Genomic DNA, 18,565 nt, shown 5'->3' with positions numbered 1-18,565 from the left:
GCGCCTTGCCGATTGGATGGACAACGCGGGGCTGGCCGGCAAGGGAGAGCCCCTGGAGGCCCGCTTCCTGTCCGGCGGCACCCAGAACGTCATCTATGAGATCCGCCGCGGCGAGCACACCTGTGTGCTGCGGATGCCGCCCGCGGGCGCTCCACCAGATCGGGACAAGGGGATTCTGCGGGAATGGCGCATCATCGAGGCGCTCGACGGCACCGACGTCCCGCATACCGCCGCGGTCGGGGTGTGCGCCGATCCGCAGGTGCTGGGCCGGCCGTTCTATCTGATGGGCTTCGTCGACGGCTGGTCCCCCATGGACACCCACGGCCGCTGGCCTGAGCCGTTCGACACCGACCTGAGCACCCGACCCGGGTTGAGTTATCAACTGGCCGAAGGTATAGCGCTGCTGTCCAAGGTCGACTGGCAGGCCAAGGGGCTGGGCGACCTCGGGCGGCCGGACGGCTTCCACGAACGCCAGGTCTCCCGCTGGATCGGCTTCCTCGACCGGATCAAGAACCGTGAGTTGCCCGGGCTCGAGGTGGCCACGGAGTGGCTTCGGGCGCACAAACCGCTCGACTTCATCCCCGGCCTGATGCACGGGGACTACCAGTTCGCCAACGTCATGTACCGCCACGGCGCCCCGGCCACGATGGCCGCGATCGTGGACTGGGAGATGGGCACCGTCGGCGACCCGAAGCTCGACCTGGCCTGGATGGTGCAGTCGTGGCCGGCCGATCCCGACAACCCCGAGCCGTCCGAGATGGGTTACGTCGACATGCGCGGAATGCCCTCGCGTGACGACGTCGTCGCCCACTACGCGAAGGTGTCCGGACGCCAGGTCGACGATCTGGACTACTACCTGGTGCTGGCGAAGTGGAAGCTGGCGATCGTCCTGGAGCAGGGTTTTCAGCGGGCCGGCGACGACGAGAAGCTGCTGGCCTTCGGACCGGTGGTCACCGAGCTGATGCGATCTGCCGCCGAACTCGCCGAATCCACCGATTACCGGTGAAGGCCGCCGTCTGCCCCGAGTACGGGCCTCCGGATGTCGTTCGCCTCGAAGACGTCCCCGCTCCCGCGCTGGAGTCCGGCCAGGTACGGGTCCGGATCCGCGCGGCCGCGGTGAACTTCCCCGATGTACTGCTGGTCGCCGACAAGTACCAGATCCATGTGCCGGTGCCGTTCATACCCGGCAGTGAGTTCGCCGGCGAGATCACCGAAGTTGCCGCGGGCACTGACGGTTTCGCCGTCGGTGACCGGGTGACCGGCACCGGGTTGTTCGGCGCATTCGCCGAGCAGGTGTGTGTCCCGACGGCAAGGCTGGCCCGGATTCCCGACGGTGTCGACGACGGCACCGCTGCCGCCTTCGGGGTAGCTCACCGCACCGCATATCACACCTTGCGCTCGGTGGCCCGGATTCAACCGGGCGACGACGTGATCGTGCTGGGAGCCGGCGGCGGCGTGGGTCTGGCGGCCGTGCAGCTCGCAACGATCCTCGGCGCGCGGGTCACGGCAGTGGCATCCTCGGACGAAAAGCTCTCCATTGCAGCGCATTACGGCGCGTCCTCACTCGTCAATCACACACGTGGAGATCTGCGTGCCGCCTTGAGAGAGGCACTACCCGACGGCGCGCATGCCGTGCTCGACCCGGTCGGCGGCGATCTGTCCGAGCCGGCGTTACGGTCGCTGGGTCGCGGCGGCCGATTCGTCACGATCGGCTACGCCTCCGGTGCGATCCCCCGCATCCCACTGAACCTGGTGCTGGTCAAGGGAATTCACATCTTGGGCTTCCAGTTCCAGGACATCACCCCGGACGAGTTCACCCGCAACGAGGCCGAACTGCGGGATCTGCTGGCCACCGGCGCCGTTCGGCCACACATCGGTGCGGTCTATCCGTTGAGCGAGGCCACCGCGGCACTGCGCGAGGTGGCCTCGGGGAAAGCCGTCGGCAAGGTCGTGATCGAGCTCAGGACTCCTTCGGCGGATAGAAGTACTCCCGCCACGCCGTGATCTTCTCGTCCCGTACCTCGTAGGCACCCATGACCGGCCAGCTCATCTGCTTGCCGTCCACGATCCAGTGATCGCGCCGCTCCATCAACACGACGTTCCCGTCAACAGCGAGGTACCGGATCTCGAGGTCGACACATTTCCCGCCGGCGAAGAACACCTTCATCATTTCGTGAATCGCATCGCGCCCGGCGAGCTTCGGCCAGTCGGGCCCGATGTCGAAGGTGGCGTCGTCGGCGAAATGATTCATGACCTCGTCGACGTCGTTGCTCCCCCACGCCGCGATCTCGGCGCGCACGATCTCCTCAGCGGTCATCAGTCCCCCGTCGGCCGTTGTTGGCAGATATTTACACTAGCGCGCCGGAGTGTAATTCCGATAGAGATCGCTTCCGGACCAGCGAACCTTTCAATCCGCAACAGCCCGTATCGAATTCACCCTGCCGCGGGCGCCGGCAACCAATCCTTGACCGGGCTGCCCCCGGCCTGCTAAGCAGATGCACAGCCCTTTCGATACGGTCAGGAGACCAGCCGTGCCCACGTCGACCGAAGCCGACCTGTACTACGACCCGTACAGCGTCGAGCTCAATATGGATCCCTATTCGGTGTTCGCCCGGATCAGGGAAGAGGCCCCGCTGTATTACAACGAGCAGCACGACTTCTACGCGCTGAGTCGCTACGACGACGTGAACAAGGCGGTCATCGACCATGAGACATTCATCTCCGGGCGAGGAGCCCTGCTCGAGATCATCAAGTCCGGCATGGAGATACCGCCGGGAACACTGATCTTCGAGGATCCGCCGATCCACAACATCCACCGCAACCTGCTGTCGCGGGTGTTCACCCCGCGCAAGGTGCTGGCACTCGAACCGCAGATCCGCGAATTCACCGCACGCTGCCTGGACCCGCTGATCGGATCCGACCGCTTCGACTTCGTCAACGACCTCGGCGAACAGATGCCCATGCGCGTCATCGGCATGCTGCTGGGCATCCCCGAGGACCGGCAGCGCGCCATCACCGACCACGGCGAGGAGACCCTGCAGGGGCAGACGGTCGACGCCCTGGCCACCGGTGAGGTGTTCGCCGAGTTCATCGACTGGCGCACCCAGCACCCGTCCGACGACATCATGACCGACCTGCTCAACGCCGAGTTCACCGACGAGACCGGCACCGTGCGCACCCTGCGCCGCGACGAGCTGCTGCTGTACCTGACGGTCATCGCAACAGCCGGCTCCGAGACCACCACGCGGCTGATCGGCTGGGCCGGAAAGACCCTGGCCGACGTCCCGGACCAACGCCGCGACCTGGTGGAGAATCCCGAGCTCATTCCCCAGGCGATCGAGGAGATCCTGCGCTGGGAGCCGCCGGCACTGCAGATCGCCCGCTATGTCACCCGCGATGTCGAGTACTACGGCCAGACCGTGCCGGCAGGTTCGGCGATGCTGATGCTGGTCGGCGCGGCCAACCGCGACCATCGGCGGTTCGCCCCCGACGGCGATGTCTTCGACATCCACCGGGAACAGAAGTCCCACATGACTTTCGGTGCAGGTACACACTTCTGCATGGGCAACGCGCTGGCCCGCCTGGAGGGTCGCATCGCCTTGGAGGAGATCCTCAAACGCTTCCCGGAGTGGAATGTCGACTGGGCCAACGCCAAGCCGTCTGAGACCGCCGCGGTGCGGGGCTGGGCCGCGATGCCCACTTTCGTCTAGCCCGGCTGGCGCCGAGTCTGCGTACAGATCGTGAAATTGGGAGTTTTCGCGATCTGTACGCAGACTCGACGAGCTGTACGCAGGGTCGACGGATTCAGAAAGGCAGATCCACGAAACCGTTGGTGGTGTTGACCTGGTCGTGGTTGTCGACGCTGTAATGCGGCCCCACCGGGGTGACCGGCTCGGCGGAGGCGGGCGCGGCCAAGCCGAGAACCGCTGCGCCCAAGCCGCCGGCGATCAGGGTGGCGAATCCGTATTTCTTCATTGTGGTGCCCTCTTCCGATGAGTTGAAGGTGGCGTCGAGCATCGCGCTACGGCTCCACAGGTCGACGATCCGTTGTGCCATTTCGTCGATCTGAATCATCAAACATCGAGGTCAAAGGGTTAATTCCGGTGGCAGAAATTGATCTGCCGGTGGCAGAAACGCTCGGCGAGAGATCAGCTGGCGGGAATCAGATCCGCGGGCACCGAGCGGCTGATCATCGTGCCGCAGCGGAATGCCTCGGTATTTCCGACCACCTTGGCTCCGGGATCGTTGACCGCCGCGAGCGCCTGTGCTTTGAAAGCGCGTGCGGCAGCGGATAGTTCGTGACGCACCGGGTCGACGCTCAGGTCCGCGGGACACTCGTCACCCCACAGCGTCACCTCGGTGTGGCCCTGCTCCAGCGCCCCCAGCACGCCGCGTCGCACCCGCTCGTCGGTGTTGAACAGATCCGCGGCCACCGCGACGGTCTGCGGATGCGGGCGGTCCTCCCACGACTCCAATACCGACTCCAGGGCGATGGTCTCCACCCCGAGGATCGCCAGCGGCCGGACATCCTCGTCGGCGCCGATCAGCACCGTGACATCCCACCCGGCCATCACCCGGTCGACCAGCCACCCACCGGCGAACCGGACCGCGTCCACCACACAGGGGGCGACCACATCAAGCCGATACCGCATGTCGTCCTCCAATCTCACTGGACGGCCGCCCCGTTGCGGCCGGCCGGCTGCTCTGTGTCCTGCTCCAAGTCCCTCGCCAGCATCTCCGCGTAGCTCGTGAACACGTCCGTCAACGGGAGCGAGGGATCGAGTAGCCATGAGGTCTCCATTCCATTGATGAATGCCAGGATTTCCACGGCCTTGGTGGCCGCGTCGAAGTCGGAGCGATAGCGGCCACTGAGCTGGCCGCGGGTGATGATGTCCGCGACGATGTCCCGCGCCGCCTGCTGTCGTTTCAGCAAACGATCGTGCAGTGGAGCGTCGGGTTGGATGTTCTCGACCAGCAGCACCGTGAACGTGCCGACCAACTCGGGCGCGCGGACGAAGCGCTCGGCGACCCGCTTGATCTCCTGAGCGAGATCACCGGAGCGGTCCGCGTGGGTGTCATCGTCATGATCGCGCGCATCGAGCACCGCGTTGAGCAGTTGCTCCTTGGACTCGAAATGGTGCAGCAGACCGGCCGGGGTGACACCCACCTCCCTGGCGATCTGGGCCAGGGAGGTGTTGCGCCAACCGTTGCGGGCCAGCAGCTTCTCGGCCACAGAAAGTATCCGCTGCCTGCGGTCTTCCCCCTTGGCCAGGAGCGTCTCATAGGGCCGTGCACCCCCGGAAGACGCCTCCGCCCCTGCCACTGAAGCCACCGGACTCCTTCGTCGAACCAACCTAGTGAACACACAGTAAGTTGGTTTGACCGCTGTGACAAGCGTCTCAGGGAAAGATTTTTCCGGCAGCCGTCACAACGGCCGGATATGCCCGGTCAGAGCCCCAGGGACTTCGCGATGATCACCTTCATGACCTCGCTGGTGCCGGCATAGATGCGGGCCACCCGGGCGTCCGTGTACAGCCGCGCGATGGGGTACTCCATCATGTAGCCGTACCCGCCGAAGAGCTGCAGGCAACGATCGATGACCCGCGCCTGCATCTCCGTGCAGAACAGTTTCACCCGGGCCGCGTCGGCACCGGACAGCTCGCCGTCGACGTGTAGCGCCACCGCCCGGTCGAGCATCGCCTGCGCCGCTTCGACCTCGGTCGAGCACGCCGCGAGTTCGAACTTGGTGTTCTGGAACGATGCCACCGGCTGGCCGAATGCCTTGCGATCTTTGGTGTAGTCGATCGCCGCGGCGATCGCCGAACGGGCCTGTGCCACCGAACCGACGGCCACGGTGAGCCGTTCCTGGGCCAGGTTGTGGCCCAGGTAGCTGAACGCCTCACCCTCCTCCCCCAGCACGTTGGCCACGGGGACACGGACGTCGGTGAACGACAGTTCCGCCGTGTCCTGCACCTTGCAGCCCATCTTCTCTAGCTCGCGACCCCGCTCGAAGCCCGCCATCCCGTCCTCGACCACCAGCAGGGTCAGCCCCTTGCGCCGGTTCTCCGGGTCTGTGGAGGTCCGCGCCACCACGACCACCAGATCGGCCTGGATGCCGCCGGTGATGAACGTCTTGGCGCCGTTGAGCACGTACTCGTCACCGTCCCGCACCGCGGTGGTGCGCATCCCGGCCAGATCCGACCCGGTGCCCGGCTCGGTCATCGCGACCGCGGTCAGCAGCGTGCCTGCCGCCAGCCCGGGGAACCAGCGCTGCCGCTGCTCGTCGTTCGCGTAGTGCAGGAAGTACGGCAGGATCACCTCGAGTTGGGTTCGCACCGTCGACAGCGTGACCAGCGCGCGGGCGGCCTCCTCCTGCAGCACCACGTTGTAGCGATAGTCCGTTATGCCCGCGCCGCCGTACTCCTCGGGAATCGCCATCCCGAGCATGCCGAGTTCACCCATCTGTTTGAACACGTCGCGGGGCATGCGCCCGCCCTTCTCCCACTCGGGATAGGCCGGCACGACTTCCTTTTCGATGAAATCACGGGCGAGCGCGCGGAATGCCTCGTGGTCCTCGGTGAACAGATTGCGTTGCACTACTTCTCCCTAGCGTCAGTCGATGAGCTCGACCAGCGTGGCGTTGGCGGTGCCGCCGCCCTCACACATGGTCTGCAAGCCGTACCGAATTCCGTTGTCGCGCATGTGGTTGATCATCCGGGTCATCAGCACCGCACCTGACGCACCGAGCGGGTGCCCCAGTGCGATGGCGCCGCCGAGCGGGTTCAGCTTCGCCTCGTCGGCACCCGTCTCGGCCAGCCAGGCCAGGGGCACCGGGGCGAAAGCCTCGTTCACCTCGAACACGCCGACCTCGTCGAGGCGGACTCCGGCCTTGTGCAGCACCTTTTCGGTGGCCGGGATCGGCCCGGTCAGCATCAGCACCGGGTCTGCTCCCGTCACCGCGCCGGCGCGGTAGCGCGCGATCGGCGAAAGCCCCATGGCCACCGCGGCTTCCGAGGTCATCACCAGCAGAGCCGCGGCCCCGTCGGAGATCTGTGAGGAGTTGCCCGCGTGGATCACCCCGTCCTCGGCGAAGGCGGGCTTGAGACCGGCCAGCTTCTCCACCGTGGTGCCCCGGCGCACTCCTTCGTCGGCGACTACTGGGTCGAGCTGATCTGCCGGATCGGGAAACACGGTGATCATCTGGTTCTCGAACGCGCCGCGATCCTGGGCAGCCGCGGCCCGCTCGTGCGAGGCCACCGAATACTCATCGAGCTGGGTTCGGCTGAAACCCCACTTCTGCGCGATCATCTCGGCCGAGATGCCCTGGTTGAACCCGAAATCCTTATAACGCTCGAATACTTTCGGCCCGTAGGGGGTTCCGGTGGCGCGGGCCGCACCCAGCGGCACCTTGCTCATCACCTCGACCCCGCCTGCGACCACCACATCCTGCTGGCCGGACATCACGGCCTGGACCGCGAAATCCAGTGCCTGCTGGCTGGATCCGCAAGCCCGGTTGACCGTGGTACCCGGGATGTGTTCGGGCCAGCCCGCGGCCAGCACCGAGTAGCGGCCGATGTTGCTGGACTGGTCACCGACCTGGGAGACGCAGCCCCAGACCACGTCGTCGATGATGTCGGGGCTGATCCCCGCCCGCTCCACCAGCGCGTTGAGCACCAGTGCGGACAGGTCGGCGGCGTGGAACCCGGACAGGCCGCCGTTACGCTTGCCGACCGGGGTGCGGACGGCCTCGACGATGACGGTTTCGCGCATGGGATTCTCCTCTAGAACTAAGACTGGTAGGCCGGGCCGATCGCACCCTGCTCCCGCAGGGCGGCGATCTGCTCGACGCTCAGGCCGATACCGCCGAGGACCTCATCGGTGTGCTCACCGAGGCCCGGAACCGCACCCATGCCCAACTCCATACCGCTGATCACCGGCGGCGGCAACAGAGCCGAGATCTCTCCGCTGGGAGTGTCGACCTGGCGCCACCGGTCCCGTGCCTGCAGGTGCGGATGGGTGATGACCTCGCTGGGCAGGTTGTAGCGCGAGTTGCCGATCCCGGCATCGTCAGCGGTCTGCTGGATGTCATCGAGATCATGCTCGGCACACCAGGATTCGATGGCCTTGTTCAGCTCGTCCCGATGGGCGCAGCGGTCGGAGTTGGTGGCGAAGCGCGGGTCGTCGGCGAGATCGGGGCGCTGGATGATCTCACGGGCCAACCGCTGCCATTCCCGGTCGTTGGTGGTCCCCAGCACGACGGTCTGCCCGTCGCGGGTGTCAAACGCACCGTAAGGCGCGACCGCAGGGGAACTCATCCCCAGCGGAACCTGGTCGATCCCCGAGTGCTGGGTGTACGTCAGCTGGTACCCCATGATGTCGGTCATGGTGTCGAACAGACTGACCGCAACGGCGGGCGCGGCGGCGGTGTCGCCAATTCGTGCCCGGCCGAGCAGCAGCGCCATGATGGACAGCGCCGAGTACAGCCCGGTGGTGATATCGGCAACCGCCGCACCAGGTTTGGCCGGCATCCCGGCATAACCGGTCGACGCGCAGGAACCGGATTCGGCCTGCACCAGCAGGTCGTAGGCGCGCTTGTGCGACAGGGGCCCACCTGGGCCGTATCCATCGATCTCCAGCGGGATCACCTGGGGATGACGCACCTTGAGATCCTCTGGGCCCAACCCCAGCCGTGCGGTGGCGCCGGGAGCGAGATTGGACACGAACGCGTCGGCACCGTCGAGCAACCGGTGCAACACCGCCATCCCCTCGGGCGACTTCAGATTGAGCGTGACCGACTCCTTGCCCCGGTTGGCCCATACGAAATGGGCCGCCTGGCCGAGCACGACGTCGTCGTAGTCGCGGGCGAAGTCGCCCCCCTTCGGGTTCTCGATCTTGATCACCCTGGCGCCGAAGTCCGCCAGCACGCGGGTGCACATCGGCGCGGAGACCGCCTGTTCCATCGCGATGACGGTGATACCGGCCAGCGGCAAGTCCGTCGTCGGTGGTTCGCTCGTAAACTCGCTCACAGGGTCACATAACCATGCCGCCATCGACCGGGAGCACCTGCCCGGTGATGTACGACGCGGCATCGGAGGCCAGGAAGACGAAGGCGCCCGCGACCTCGTCGGCCTCGGCCCACCGCTTGAGCGGGATGCGGTTCATCATGTTGGCCGCGAACTTCTCGTTGGTACGGATGGTTTCCGTCATCGGCGTCGCCGCCAGCGGCGCCAGGGCGTTGACCATGATGTTCTTGGTGGCGAGCTCACGGGCCAGGGATTTGGTGAACCCGATCAGCCCGGCCTTGGCGGCTGAGTAGTTGACCTGCCCCAGGGTGCCGGTGATGCCCGCCGAAGAGGTGACGTTGATGACGCGGCCGGTCCCGTCGGTCGGCATGTGCGGCAGCGCCGCCTGGGTGACGTGGAAGGTGCCCATGACGTGGATGTCGAAGGTGACGCGGAACGTCTCGTCGGTCAGCTTGGGGAACATCGCCGGCGACGTGACGCCCGCGTTGTTGACCACGATGTGCAGGTTGCCCTCACCGAGTGCGGCGGCCTGCGCCGCCGCAGCCACCGCCGCGTCACGGTCGCTGACGTCCAGCGCCGCACTGTCCGCCTTGCCACCGGCGGTATTGATCCGGTCGGCGACCTTCGCAGCCGCCTCACCGCTGATGTCGGTGACGAGCACCGACGCACCGGCGGCGGCCAGCGCCTCGGAAACCGCCGCGCCGATCCCGGCACCGGCGCCGGTCACGAGTGCCGAACGTCCGGTCAGGTCGAAATAAGTCCTCATCGATCTGGATATCTCCTAGTAGCTCTTGGGCAGGCCGAGAACGTTCGCACTCAGGAAGTTCAGGATCATCTCCTGACTCACCGGTGCGATCTTCATCAGCCGGGACTCCCGGAAGAACCGGGAGATGTTGTATTCCTCGGAGTAGCCCATCCCGCCGTGGGTCTGCAGGGCGCGGTCGGCCGCACCGAAACCCGCATCCGCGCAGAGGTATTTGGCCATGTTGGCCTCACGGCCACATGGCTTGCCGTTGTCGTAGAGCCAGGTGGCCTTGCGCAGGATCAGTTCGGCGGCATCCAAGCGGGCCAGTGAATCGGCGAGCGGGAACTGGATGCCCTGGTTCATTCCGATCGGCCGGTCGAACACCACACGTTCGTTGGCGTACTTGACCGCGCGGTCCAGCGCCACCCGCCCGATGCCAAGGGCCTCGGCCGCGATCAGCATCCGTTCCGGGTTGAGCCCGTGCAGGATGTACTTGAATCCGTTGCCCTCCTCGCCGATCCGGTGTTCGGCAGGAACCCGCAGGTCGTCGATGAACAACTCGTTGGAGCTCACCGCATTCCGCCCCATCTTGTTGATGGGACGGATCTCGACGTGGTCGCGGTCGAGGTCGGTCAGGAACAGCGTCAGTCCCTCGGTCGGCTTGCCTCCGCGTTTCTCCACGTCCTCGCGGGACTCCGTGCGAGTGAGCAGCAGGATCTTCTCGGACTCAAGAGCCTTGGAGATCCACACCTTGCGGCCGTTGACCACGTAATTTTCGCCGTCCTTCTTGGCGAACGTGGTGATGCGCGACGTGTCCAGGCCGGCACCGGGTTCGGTGACGCCGAAGCACACATGCAGGTCCCCGTTGACGATGCGCGGGAGCGTCGCCTTCTTCATTTCCTCGGAGCCGAACACCACCACCGGCTGCATCCCGAAGATCGACATGTGGATCGCACTGGCCGCATTCATGGCTCCGCCGGAGCGGGCCACTTCCTCGGCCAGGATGGTGGCCTCGGTGATGCCGAGGCCGTGTCCCCCGTACTCCTCGGGAATGGTCATCCCGAGCCAGCCCCCGCCTGCGATGGCGTCGTAGAACTCCTGCGGGAACTCGTGGGCCTGGTCCTTGGTCATCCAATAGTGATCGTCGAACTTGCCCGCCAGCTCCGCCACCGAATTGCGGATCAGCTGCTGGTCCTCGGTCAGCTCGAAGTTCATACCGCCCGACACTTGTGTGGTCTCCTATTGTTCTCGGCCGAGAAGTCTCGGCGTTCAGTCTCGCGCGCCGGCAACGGCTTTGGCGTTTGCCTGGAAGTCGGCGAACGTGGTGCCGGTCTTCTCCTTGTGGCTCAGCGCGCGGATCGACACGTCGTGCCCCTCGGCGGCCTTGCGCAACGCGCCGACGGTGGCCTGGTCCTTGGGCACGTGCGCGAACGGCTCGAAGTGGTAGAGCCGCATGGCGTTCTCGTGGGTGATCTTGTTGATCTCGTCGTCCGGGACGTCGTACGTCTCGAACACCGCGTGCAGTTCTTCGGGAGCGCCCGGCCACATCGAGTCCGAGTGCGGGTAGTCCATCTCCCAGCAGATGTTGTCGACGCCGATCTCATGGCGGTTCTTCACCCCGACCGGGTCGGAGATGAAGCAGGTCATGAAGTGCTCGCGGAAGACCTCCGAGGGCAGCTTGCCGCCGAAGTCCTGGTGCGTCCAGGTCGAGTGCATGTCGTAGGTGCGGTCCACCCGGTCCAGGAAGTACGGAATCCACCCGGTGCCACCCTCGGACAGTGCGATCTTGAGGCCCGGGTACGCCTTGATCGGTGCCGACCACAACAGGTCGGCCGCGGCCTGCACGATGTTCATCGGCTGCAGCGTGATCATCACGTCCATCGGGGCGTCCGGCGCGGTGATCGCCAGCTTGCCCGACGACCCGATGTGCACGTTCATCACGGTGTCGGTGTCAACCAGGGCCTCCCACAACGGCTTCCAGTACTCCAGGTCATGGAAGGACGGGTATCCCAGTGTCGACGGGTTCTCGGTGAAGGTCAGCGAGTGCACGCCCTTCTTCGATACGCGACGCACCTCGTCGGCGCACAACTGCGGATCCCAGATCGCCGGGATGGCCATCGGGATGAACCGCCCCGGATTCGACCCGCACCATTCGTCGATGTGCCAGTCGTTGTACGCCTGTACCAATGCCAACGAGAACTCGTCGTCGTCGGTGGCGAACAGCCGGGCGGCGAAGCCTGGGAACGACGGGAAGTTCATGGTCGCCAGCACACCGCCGGCGTTCATGTCCTTGACCCGCTCGTTCGGGTCGTAGCAGCCCTTGCGGATCTCGTCGAGCCCCTGAGGCTCCAGGCCGTATTCCTCCTTGGGCCGGCCGGCCACTGCGTTGAGTGCCACGTTGGGGATCACGGTGTCCCGGAACTGCCAGGTGTCGCTGCCATCCGGGTTGTGCACGAGCCGCGGTGCCTCGTCACGGTATTTGGCCGGCAGATGGTTCTTGAACATGTTCGGCGGCTCGATGATGTGGTCGTCGACGCTGATCAAGATCATGTCGTCTTTGTGCACTGCCTCGCTCCATTCCATGGCCGTCACATTGGTTCTCTATGAGAGAAAACTAGCTTCTCCTTTCGAGAGAATCAATGTCTGAGCCTGCTGACATGGAGATTTAGCCAGGTCACCCCACAACCTGGTGCGTTCTTGTTGACCATCGCGGCAAAAGATGGAAACCTCTTAGTCGGAAATGAGAACCAGATTCTCGCAACCGAGAGTCGGTGATGGGTCATCGAGAGGAGAACCGCCCCGTGCGCTTGGCCCCCTTGCCCGCCGAGGAGTGGGACGACGACGTGCGACGAGCACTGTCGGTCATGCTTCCGGAGGAGCGGCTCAACCCCGAGGGTGCGGGAACCGCGTTGTCGACGCTGGCCCGCCATCCCGCGCTGACCAAGGCGTTCTTGCGGTTCAGCAATCACCTGCTGTTCCGCTCGACGCTGGACCCGCAGATGCGTGAGCTTGCCATCCTGCGGATCGCCCATCGCAAGAACTGCGAATACGAGTGGGCGCACCACGCTTTCATCGGCAAGTCCGAGGGTCTCACCGATGAGCAGATCGCGAGCAGCACGAGCGGCGAAGGCACCACTGCGCTCGACCAATTGGTGCTCGACTCCGTCGATGAACTCGACGGAGAATCGGAGATTTCGGACGGCACCTGGGCCGCCCTGAGCGAGCACCTCGACGAGCGCCAGCGCATGGACCTGGTCTTCACAATCGGCGGCTACGGCCTGATGGCCATGGCTTACAACACCTTTGGAATCGCGCCGGAATCCGGCCACTAACTCAAGAGGAAAGTAGAGGTAGATGATGGCGTTCTTCCCGAAGCCAGCCGTTGGCAGCTGGACCGAGAACTGGCCCGAATTGGGCACCGCCCCGGTCAACTACGAGGACTCGATCGATCCCGAGCACTGGAAGCTGGAGCAGCAGGCCATCTTCCGCAAGACCTGGCTGCAGATGGGCCGGGTGGAGCTGATTCCCAAGAAGGGCAGCTACATCACCCGCGAGCTGCCGTCGGTCGGCCCAGGCACCTCGATCATCATCGTCAACGACGGAGACCAGATCCGCGCCTTCTACAACCTGTGCCGCCACCGCGGAAACAAGTTGGTGTGGAACGACTATCCGGGGGAGGAAGTCTCCGGCAGCTGCCGCCAGTTCGTCTGCAAGTACCACGCCTGGCGTTACAGCCTCAAGGGTGACCTGACGTTCATCCAGCAGGAGCAGGAGTTCTTCGACGTCGACAAGGCCGACTACCCACTCAAGCCGGTGCGCTGCGAGGTGTGGGAGGGCTTCATCTTCGTCAACTTCGACGACGACGCGGTGTCGCTCGAGGAGTACCTGGGCGAGTTCGCCGAGGGCCTCAAGGGTTATCCGTTCCACGAGATGACCGAGCACTACAGCTACCGCTCGGAGATCAAGGCCAACTGGAAGCTGTTCATCGACGCCTTCGTCGAGTTCTACCACGCACCGATCCTGCACATGAAGCAGGCGGAAAAGGAGGAAGCCGAGAAGCTGGCCAAGTTCGGCTTCGAAGCGCTGCACTACGACATCAAGGGCGATCACTCGATGATCTCGTCCTGGGGCGGCATGAGCCCGCCGAAGGACCTCAAGATGGTCAAGCCCATCGAGCGCATCCTGCACAGTGGCCTGTTCGGGCCGTGGGATCGCCCTGACATCAAGGGCATCCTGCCCGACGAGCTGCCACCGGCGATCAATCCCGGCCGGCACTCGACGTGGGGCCAGGATTCTTTCGAGTTCTTCCCGAACTTCACCCTGCTCTTCTGGGCGCCGGGCTGGTATCTGACCTACAACTACTGGCCCACCGGTGTCGACAGCCACATCTTCGAGGCCGACCTGTACTTCGTGCCGCCGAAGAACCTGCGCGAGCGGCTGTCCCAGGAACTCGCCGCCGTGACGTTCAAGGAGTACGCCTTCCAGGACGCCAACACGCTGGAAGCGACCCAGACGCAGATCGGCACCCGCGCCGTACTCGACTTCCCGCTGTGCGACCAGGAAATTCTGCTGCGCCACCTGCACCACACCGCGCACAAGTATGTCGACCGGTACAAAGAAGCCAAGGCCAACGGGAATGGTTCGACCAACGGCAAGCACGCCCCGAGTGAGAAGGCCGCAGAAAAGGATGCCGCAAATGTCTAAGTTGCCAGAGGAATTCGCCGACCTGGAGCGGTTCAGCGACTGGTGCCTGCCCACCGAAGAGGAGCGCTATCAGAAGCGCCTCAACTCTTCGATGGACGAGATGCAGGCACTGTACGACGCCGGCATGGAACGCCTCGAGGACATCATGGTCTACGTCGATGCCCGCTTCCCGCTGGCGAGCATGCCGGACGACGCCAAGGCCCTGGTCCACCTCGGACAGTCGATCGTCCAGGTCAGCTTTCCCGTCGAGGTGTGGAAGCAACCGCGGGTGCTCGACAGCGGTGCGGCCTACATCAACCTCATCAAGGAGCCGGTGGTCTGATCGTGCTGACCCTCAAGGCTGCGGGTCTTGTCGACGTCGATGCCGGGACGATCATTCGTCCCGGCATTGTCCGTGTCGACGGTGACCGAATTGTGAGCGTAGGTGGCCCGATTCCGGACGATGACGAGGTCATCGATCTCGGTGACTCCATCCTTCTACCCGGACTCATGGACATGGAAGTCAACCTGCTGATGGGTGGCCGGGGTGAGAACCCGGGCCTGTCCCAGGTGCAGGACGATCCCCCGACCCGCGTGCTGCGCGCGGTGGGCAACGCCCGCCGCACCCTGCGCGCCGGGTTCACCACGGTGCGCAACCTCGGGCTGTTCGTCAAGACCGGCGGCTACCTGCTCGACGTCGCCCTCGGTAAGGCCATCGACGCCGGCTGGATCGACGGCCCCCGCATCATCCCGGCCGGCCACGCCATCACCCCCACCGGTGGGCACCTGGACCCCACGATGTTCGCGGCATTCATGCCCGGCGTGCTGGAGCTGACCATCGAGGAAGGCATCGCCAACGGAGTCGACGAGATCCGCAAGGCGGTGCGCTACCAGATCAAGCACGGCGCCCAGCTGATCAAGGTGTGCTGCTCGGGCGGCGTCATGTCACTGACCGGTGAAGCTGGGGCACAACACTATTCCGACGAGGAACTGCGCGTCATCGTCGACGAGGCACACCGCCGCGGACTGCGCGTCGCCGCCCACACCCACGGCGCCGAAGCCGTCAAACACGCCGTGGACTGCGGCATCGACTGCATCGAACACGGCTTCCTGATGGACGACGAAGCGATCCAGAAGCTCGTCGACAACGACCGGTTCCTGGTCACCACCCGCCGCCTGGCCCAGGCCATGGACGTCTCGAAGGCACCGAAGGTGCTGCAGGACAAGGCTGCCGAGATGTTCCCCAAAGCCGAAACATCGATCAAGGCGGCCTACGAGGCCGGGGTGAAGATCGCCGTCGGCACCGACGCCCCCGCCATCCCGCACGGCAAGAACGCCGACGAGCTCGTCACGCTGGTGGAATGGGGCATGCCCCCGGCCGCCGTGCTGCGCTCAGCCACCACCATCGCCGCAGACCTGATCAACGTCACCGACCGGGGCCGGCTCGCCGAAGGCCTCCTCGCCGACATCATCGCGGTGCCGGGAAACCCACTCGAGGACATCAGCGTTACACAACATGTGGATTTTGTAATGAAAGGCGGTAAGGTCTTCCGCAATGAGCACATCAACTGATTCCCCGACGCGGACCGAGGATCTGATCGAGATCCAGCAGGTGCTCGCCAAGTATGCGGTGACCATCACCCAGGGCGACATCGACGGTCTGATCAGTGTTTTCACACCCGACGGCACGTACAGCGCATTCGGCGAGACCTACACGCTGAATCGCTTCCCGGTACTGGTGGACGCCGCCCCCAAGGGCCTGTTCATGACCGGCACCGCCCTGATCGACCTGGTCGAAGGGGCCGATACCGCGTCAGGCACCCAGCCGCTGTGCTTCATCGAGCACTCCAAGCACGACATGCGCATCGGCTACTACCGCGACACCTACGAGCGGACCGCCGAGGGCTGGCGGTTGAAGACCCGGGCGATGACCTTCATCCGGCGCAGTGGCGATCACGACCACGGCCGGCCGCACGCGATCGGCAGGCCGGAAGCGGGATGAGCGAGCGTAGCGCAGATCTGAGCGACCTCTTCGAACCCGCGACATTCCGTGCCGCGCTGCAGGATTGGCTTGCCGACAATGACCTGACCCCACCCGAGGACCACTCACTCGAAGGTCACATGCGCCAGTTTGCCCGCGTGCAGAAAGCGCTGTACGACGGCGGCTGGAGCCGCTACGGCTGGCCTGAGCATGCCGGCGGCCTGGGCGGCCCGGAGATGCTGCGCGCCATCGTCGGCGAGGAGGTCGTGGGCCGCAGGCTGGCCGAACCCGGCCCCTATTCGATGCTGGAAGTGCTGGCGCCGACGATGATCGACTACGCGCCCAAGGAACTGGCCGCCGAGATGGTGCCGAAACTGCTGTCCGGCGAAGAGCAGTGGTGCCAAGGCTTCTCCGAACCCGGCTCCGGCAGCGACCTGGCATCGCTGACCACCCGCGCGGTCCAGCATCCGACGGAGGGTCACCGGTACATCATCAACGGCCAAAAGGTCTGGACCAGCTTCGCGCAGTACTCGCACCGGTGCATCCTGCTGACCCGCACCGGCGGCGCCGACACTCCCAACCACCAGGCCATCACCGCATTCTTCGTCGACACCGACTCCCCCGGCATCACCATCAGGCCCTTGCGCACAATGCACGGCGTCGACGAGTTCTGCGAGGTGTACTTCGACGACGTCGAGGTCGACGCGAGCCGGATGCTAGGTAAGCCAGGCGACGGCTGGCAGCTGGCGATGGACCTGCTGCCGTACGAGCGGTCGACCTGCTTCTGGCAGCGCATCGCCTACCTGTACTCACGCTTCGACGCACTCGTCGAAGCGGTGAAACGGCAAGGGCAGGTGGTGGATCCGGATCTCGGCGAGGTCTACCTGGCTCTGCACACACTGCGCTGTCGTTCGGCGGCAACCCAGCACCGGCTGGCCGAGGGCCACAAGCTCGGGCCGGACACCTCGATCGACAAGGTACTGCTGGCGAGCGCCGAACAGCTGCTCTACGACACCGCACGCAATCTGATGCCCGGCGTCATCGAACTCGAAGACTCCGAATGGCGCACCGAGTACCTGTATTCGCGGGCGTCGACCATTTACGGCGGCACGGCCGAAGTGCAGCGCAACATCATCGCGCGTCGGCTACTCGACCTCGGGAAGGAGTGAGGCGTGACCGATTTGGATACCGAATCGCTGGGCCTGCTCGAAGACACGCTCCGCAAGACCATGCTGTCGACCTCGGGCGCCAAGCTGGACGCCGCACTGGCCGAACTCGGCTGGAACGAGATGCTGTCCGACATGTCTGAGGTCGCCCTGCCCCTGGTGTTCCGGCTGCTGGGCGAAACAGGTTCGCACGCCTCGATTCTCAACGATGTGCTGCTCGAGACCATCGGTGGGCTGCCCGGCGGTACCCCGCCGATGCCGTATGCCGGCGGCACCTGGGTGGTGTGGGAACGCGGCGAGAATCCCGCCAGCGCCGACGAAACCATGGGCGGCCTGCCGCTACGGAAGGTCCCCGACGGCCAGCTGCTGCGGATATCGGAGGCCCGCCGCGCGCTGGGCTGGTGGCTGGTCGGGTCCGCCCGCGCGATGCTGACCCTGGCCCGGCAGCACGCGCTGGACCGCGTCCAGTTCGGCAAGCCGATCTCGACCTTCCAGGCCGTGCGGCATCGGCTGGCCGAGACACTGGTGGCCATCGAAGGTGCCGAGGCCACGCTGAACCTGCCAAACGCGGACAACGTCGACTTGAACTCGCTGCTGGCCAAGGCCGCCGCCGGCAAAGCTGCGCTGACCGCGGCCAAGCATTGCCAGCAGGTGCTCGGCGGCATCGGCTTCACCGCCGAGCACGAGCTGCATCACCACGTGAAGCGGGTCCTGGTGCTCGACGGATTACTGGGCAGTTCACGGGAACTCACCCGCAAGGCCGGTGCCGGACTACGTGCCCGCGGGACCGTCCCCCGCCTCGCGCAGCTGTAGGTTTTCCCACCGCGAGCGTGCGGGTCTGCTGCCCGACACGCCGCGGTGGGGCGGCAGTGAGTGCACGCTCGAACCGATCGAGCGTGCACGAAGTACGGACATTTGTCGGCGTGTCGGCCAGCAGACCCGCACGCTCGCGGAGAACGACGCTCGC

At 65.3% G+C, this 18,565-nt stretch carries 20 protein-coding genes; 10 read left to right on the top strand and 10 right to left on the bottom strand.

Annotated elements, in window-relative coordinates; genetic code table 11:
• Window positions 1–16 precede the first annotated feature (16 nt).
• Window positions 17–1,006: a phosphotransferase family protein gene (locus G6N57_RS15695; protein WP_077742066.1), complete on the top strand. Its 990-nt coding sequence runs from the start codon at window positions 17–19 to the stop codon at window positions 1,004–1,006.
• Complete coding sequence (locus tag G6N57_RS15690; protein WP_077741535.1) at window positions 1,003–2,004, top strand: NADPH:quinone oxidoreductase family protein; 1,002 nt, start codon at window positions 1,003–1,005, stop codon at window positions 2,002–2,004. The genes G6N57_RS15695 and G6N57_RS15690 overlap by 4 nt, the downstream gene beginning before the upstream one ends.
• On the opposite strand, the gene G6N57_RS15685 is transcribed toward G6N57_RS15690, so the two are convergent.
• A complete protein-coding gene (locus G6N57_RS15685) occupies window positions 1,961–2,317 on the bottom strand; it encodes a limonene-1,2-epoxide hydrolase family protein (RefSeq protein WP_077741536.1) in 357 nt (118 codons plus the stop codon). The genes G6N57_RS15690 and G6N57_RS15685 overlap by 44 nt on opposite strands.
• A gap of 178 nt (window positions 2,318–2,495) precedes the next feature.
• On the opposite strand from G6N57_RS15685, the gene G6N57_RS15680 reads away from it, so the two are divergent.
• Window positions 2,496–3,710 (top strand): cytochrome P450, encoded by a 1,215-nt coding sequence (locus G6N57_RS15680; RefSeq protein ID WP_077741537.1) that lies wholly within the window; start codon window positions 2,496–2,498, stop codon window positions 3,708–3,710.
• A gap of 94 nt (window positions 3,711–3,804) precedes the next feature.
• Here the strand turns inward: G6N57_RS15680 and G6N57_RS15675 are convergent, their stop codons facing one another.
• The 9 genes from G6N57_RS15675 to G6N57_RS15635 form a co-directional block, all read right to left on the bottom strand.
• Window positions 3,805–4,056 carry a hypothetical protein gene (locus G6N57_RS15675; RefSeq protein ID WP_133118345.1) on the bottom strand — a complete coding sequence of 84 codons (252 nt, stop codon included), beginning with the start codon at window positions 4,054–4,056 and terminating at the stop codon, window positions 3,805–3,807.
• 92 nt (window positions 4,057–4,148) lie between these two features.
• On the bottom strand, window positions 4,149–4,652 hold the full coding sequence (locus tag G6N57_RS15670; protein ID WP_077742068.1) for a hypothetical protein: 504 nt from the start codon (window positions 4,650–4,652) through the stop codon (window positions 4,149–4,151).
• Between the two features lie 14 nt (window positions 4,653–4,666).
• Window positions 4,667–5,332 (bottom strand): TetR/AcrR family transcriptional regulator, encoded by a 666-nt coding sequence (locus G6N57_RS15665; protein WP_407665973.1) that lies wholly within the window; start codon window positions 5,330–5,332, stop codon window positions 4,667–4,669.
• Window positions 5,333–5,448: 116 nt separating this feature from the next.
• On the bottom strand, window positions 5,449–6,597 hold the full coding sequence (locus G6N57_RS15660) for an acyl-CoA dehydrogenase family protein (protein WP_077741539.1): 1,149 nt from the start codon (window positions 6,595–6,597) through the stop codon (window positions 5,449–5,451).
• Window positions 6,598–6,612: 15 nt separating this feature from the next.
• Window positions 6,613–7,770 carry a thiolase family protein gene (locus tag G6N57_RS15655; protein ID WP_077741540.1) on the bottom strand — a complete coding sequence of 386 codons (1,158 nt, stop codon included), beginning with the start codon at window positions 7,768–7,770 and terminating at the stop codon, window positions 6,613–6,615.
• A gap of 17 nt (window positions 7,771–7,787) precedes the next feature.
• On the bottom strand, window positions 7,788–9,026 hold the full coding sequence (locus G6N57_RS15650; RefSeq protein WP_268951118.1) for a CaiB/BaiF CoA transferase family protein: 1,239 nt from the start codon (window positions 9,024–9,026) through the stop codon (window positions 7,788–7,790).
• Between the two features lie 4 nt (window positions 9,027–9,030).
• A complete protein-coding gene (locus G6N57_RS15645) occupies window positions 9,031–9,789 on the bottom strand; it encodes an SDR family NAD(P)-dependent oxidoreductase (RefSeq protein ID WP_077741542.1) in 759 nt (252 codons plus the stop codon).
• A gap of 15 nt (window positions 9,790–9,804) precedes the next feature.
• Window positions 9,805–10,983, bottom strand: coding sequence for an acyl-CoA dehydrogenase family protein (locus G6N57_RS15640; RefSeq protein WP_077741543.1), 1,179 nt, complete (start codon window positions 10,981–10,983; stop codon window positions 9,805–9,807).
• 54 nt (window positions 10,984–11,037) lie between these two features.
• The gene (locus G6N57_RS15635) at window positions 11,038–12,333 is read right to left on the bottom strand and encodes an amidohydrolase family protein (RefSeq protein ID WP_077742069.1); all 1,296 of its coding nucleotides are present in this window, start codon (window positions 12,331–12,333) and stop codon (window positions 11,038–11,040) included.
• 236 nt (window positions 12,334–12,569) lie between these two features.
• On the opposite strand from G6N57_RS15635, the gene G6N57_RS15630 reads away from it, so the two are divergent.
• Genes G6N57_RS15630 through G6N57_RS15600 form a run of 7 tightly spaced genes read left to right on the top strand, consistent with a single transcriptional unit; the run spans window position 12,570 to window position 18,411 of the window.
• The gene (locus G6N57_RS15630) at window positions 12,570–13,100 is read left to right on the top strand and encodes a carboxymuconolactone decarboxylase family protein (RefSeq protein WP_077741544.1); all 531 of its coding nucleotides are present in this window, start codon (window positions 12,570–12,572) and stop codon (window positions 13,098–13,100) included.
• Between the two features lie 25 nt (window positions 13,101–13,125).
• Window positions 13,126–14,472: an aromatic ring-hydroxylating oxygenase subunit alpha gene (locus G6N57_RS15625; protein ID WP_077742070.1), complete on the top strand. Its 1,347-nt coding sequence runs from the start codon at window positions 13,126–13,128 to the stop codon at window positions 14,470–14,472.
• Entirely contained in the window at window positions 14,465–14,794 is a 330-nt protein-coding gene (locus tag G6N57_RS15620; RefSeq protein ID WP_077741545.1) for a hypothetical protein, read from the top strand. The genes G6N57_RS15625 and G6N57_RS15620 overlap by 8 nt, the downstream gene beginning before the upstream one ends.
• A gap of 2 nt (window positions 14,795–14,796) precedes the next feature.
• A complete protein-coding gene (locus G6N57_RS15615) occupies window positions 14,797–16,023 on the top strand; it encodes a metal-dependent hydrolase family protein (RefSeq protein ID WP_077741546.1) in 1,227 nt (408 codons plus the stop codon).
• Entirely contained in the window at window positions 16,007–16,453 is a 447-nt protein-coding gene (locus G6N57_RS15610; RefSeq protein ID WP_019344217.1) for a nuclear transport factor 2 family protein, read from the top strand. Before G6N57_RS15615 ends, G6N57_RS15610 begins: the two co-directional genes overlap by 17 nt.
• On the top strand, window positions 16,450–17,601 hold the full coding sequence (locus G6N57_RS15605; RefSeq protein ID WP_077741547.1) for an acyl-CoA dehydrogenase family protein: 1,152 nt from the start codon (window positions 16,450–16,452) through the stop codon (window positions 17,599–17,601). The genes G6N57_RS15610 and G6N57_RS15605 overlap by 4 nt, the downstream gene beginning before the upstream one ends.
• A gap of 60 nt (window positions 17,602–17,661) precedes the next feature.
• On the top strand, window positions 17,662–18,411 hold the full coding sequence (locus G6N57_RS15600; protein ID WP_234815750.1) for an acyl-CoA dehydrogenase family protein: 750 nt from the start codon (window positions 17,662–17,664) through the stop codon (window positions 18,409–18,411).
• Window positions 18,412–18,565 lie beyond the last annotated feature (154 nt).

It is taken from the genome of Mycolicibacterium boenickei (assembly GCF_010731295.1).
Taxonomy (GTDB): domain Bacteria; phylum Actinomycetota; class Actinomycetes; order Mycobacteriales; family Mycobacteriaceae; genus Mycobacterium; species Mycobacterium boenickei.
The sequence above is the reverse complement of the archived record's forward strand: the minus strand, read 5'-3'. Positions and strand labels throughout refer to the sequence as shown.

Coding starts and splice junctions, on each gene's coding strand:
- G6N57_RS15695 (WP_077742066.1), top strand. CDS start 17: ATGGACAACGCGGGGCTGGCCGGCAAGGGAGAGCCCCTGGAGGCCCGC.
- G6N57_RS15685 (WP_077741536.1), bottom strand. CDS start 2,317: ATGACCGCTGAGGAGATCGTGCGCGCCGAGATCGCGGCGTGGGGGAGC.
- G6N57_RS15680 (WP_077741537.1), top strand. CDS start 2,496: ATGCACAGCCCTTTCGATACGGTCAGGAGACCAGCCGTGCCCACGTCG.
- G6N57_RS15675 (WP_133118345.1), bottom strand. CDS start 4,056: ATGGCACAACGGATCGTCGACCTGTGGAGCCGTAGCGCGATGCTCGAC.
- G6N57_RS15670 (WP_077742068.1), bottom strand. CDS start 4,652: ATGCGGTATCGGCTTGATGTGGTCGCCCCCTGTGTGGTGGACGCGGTC.
- G6N57_RS15655 (WP_077741540.1), bottom strand. CDS start 7,770: ATGCGCGAAACCGTCATCGTCGAGGCCGTCCGCACCCCGGTCGGCAAG.
- G6N57_RS15645 (WP_077741542.1), bottom strand. CDS start 9,789: ATGAGGACTTATTTCGACCTGACCGGACGTTCGGCACTCGTGACCGGC.
- G6N57_RS15640 (WP_077741543.1), bottom strand. CDS start 10,983: ATGAACTTCGAGCTGACCGAGGACCAGCAGCTGATCCGCAATTCGGTG.
- G6N57_RS15625 (WP_077742070.1), top strand. CDS start 13,126: ATGGCGTTCTTCCCGAAGCCAGCCGTTGGCAGCTGGACCGAGAACTGG.
- G6N57_RS15620 (WP_077741545.1), top strand. CDS start 14,465: ATGTCTAAGTTGCCAGAGGAATTCGCCGACCTGGAGCGGTTCAGCGAC.
- G6N57_RS15610 (WP_019344217.1), top strand. CDS start 16,007: ATGAGCACATCAACTGATTCCCCGACGCGGACCGAGGATCTGATCGAG.
- G6N57_RS15605 (WP_077741547.1), top strand. CDS start 16,450: ATGAGCGAGCGTAGCGCAGATCTGAGCGACCTCTTCGAACCCGCGACA.
- G6N57_RS15600 (WP_234815750.1), top strand. CDS start 17,662: ATGCTGTCGACCTCGGGCGCCAAGCTGGACGCCGCACTGGCCGAACTC.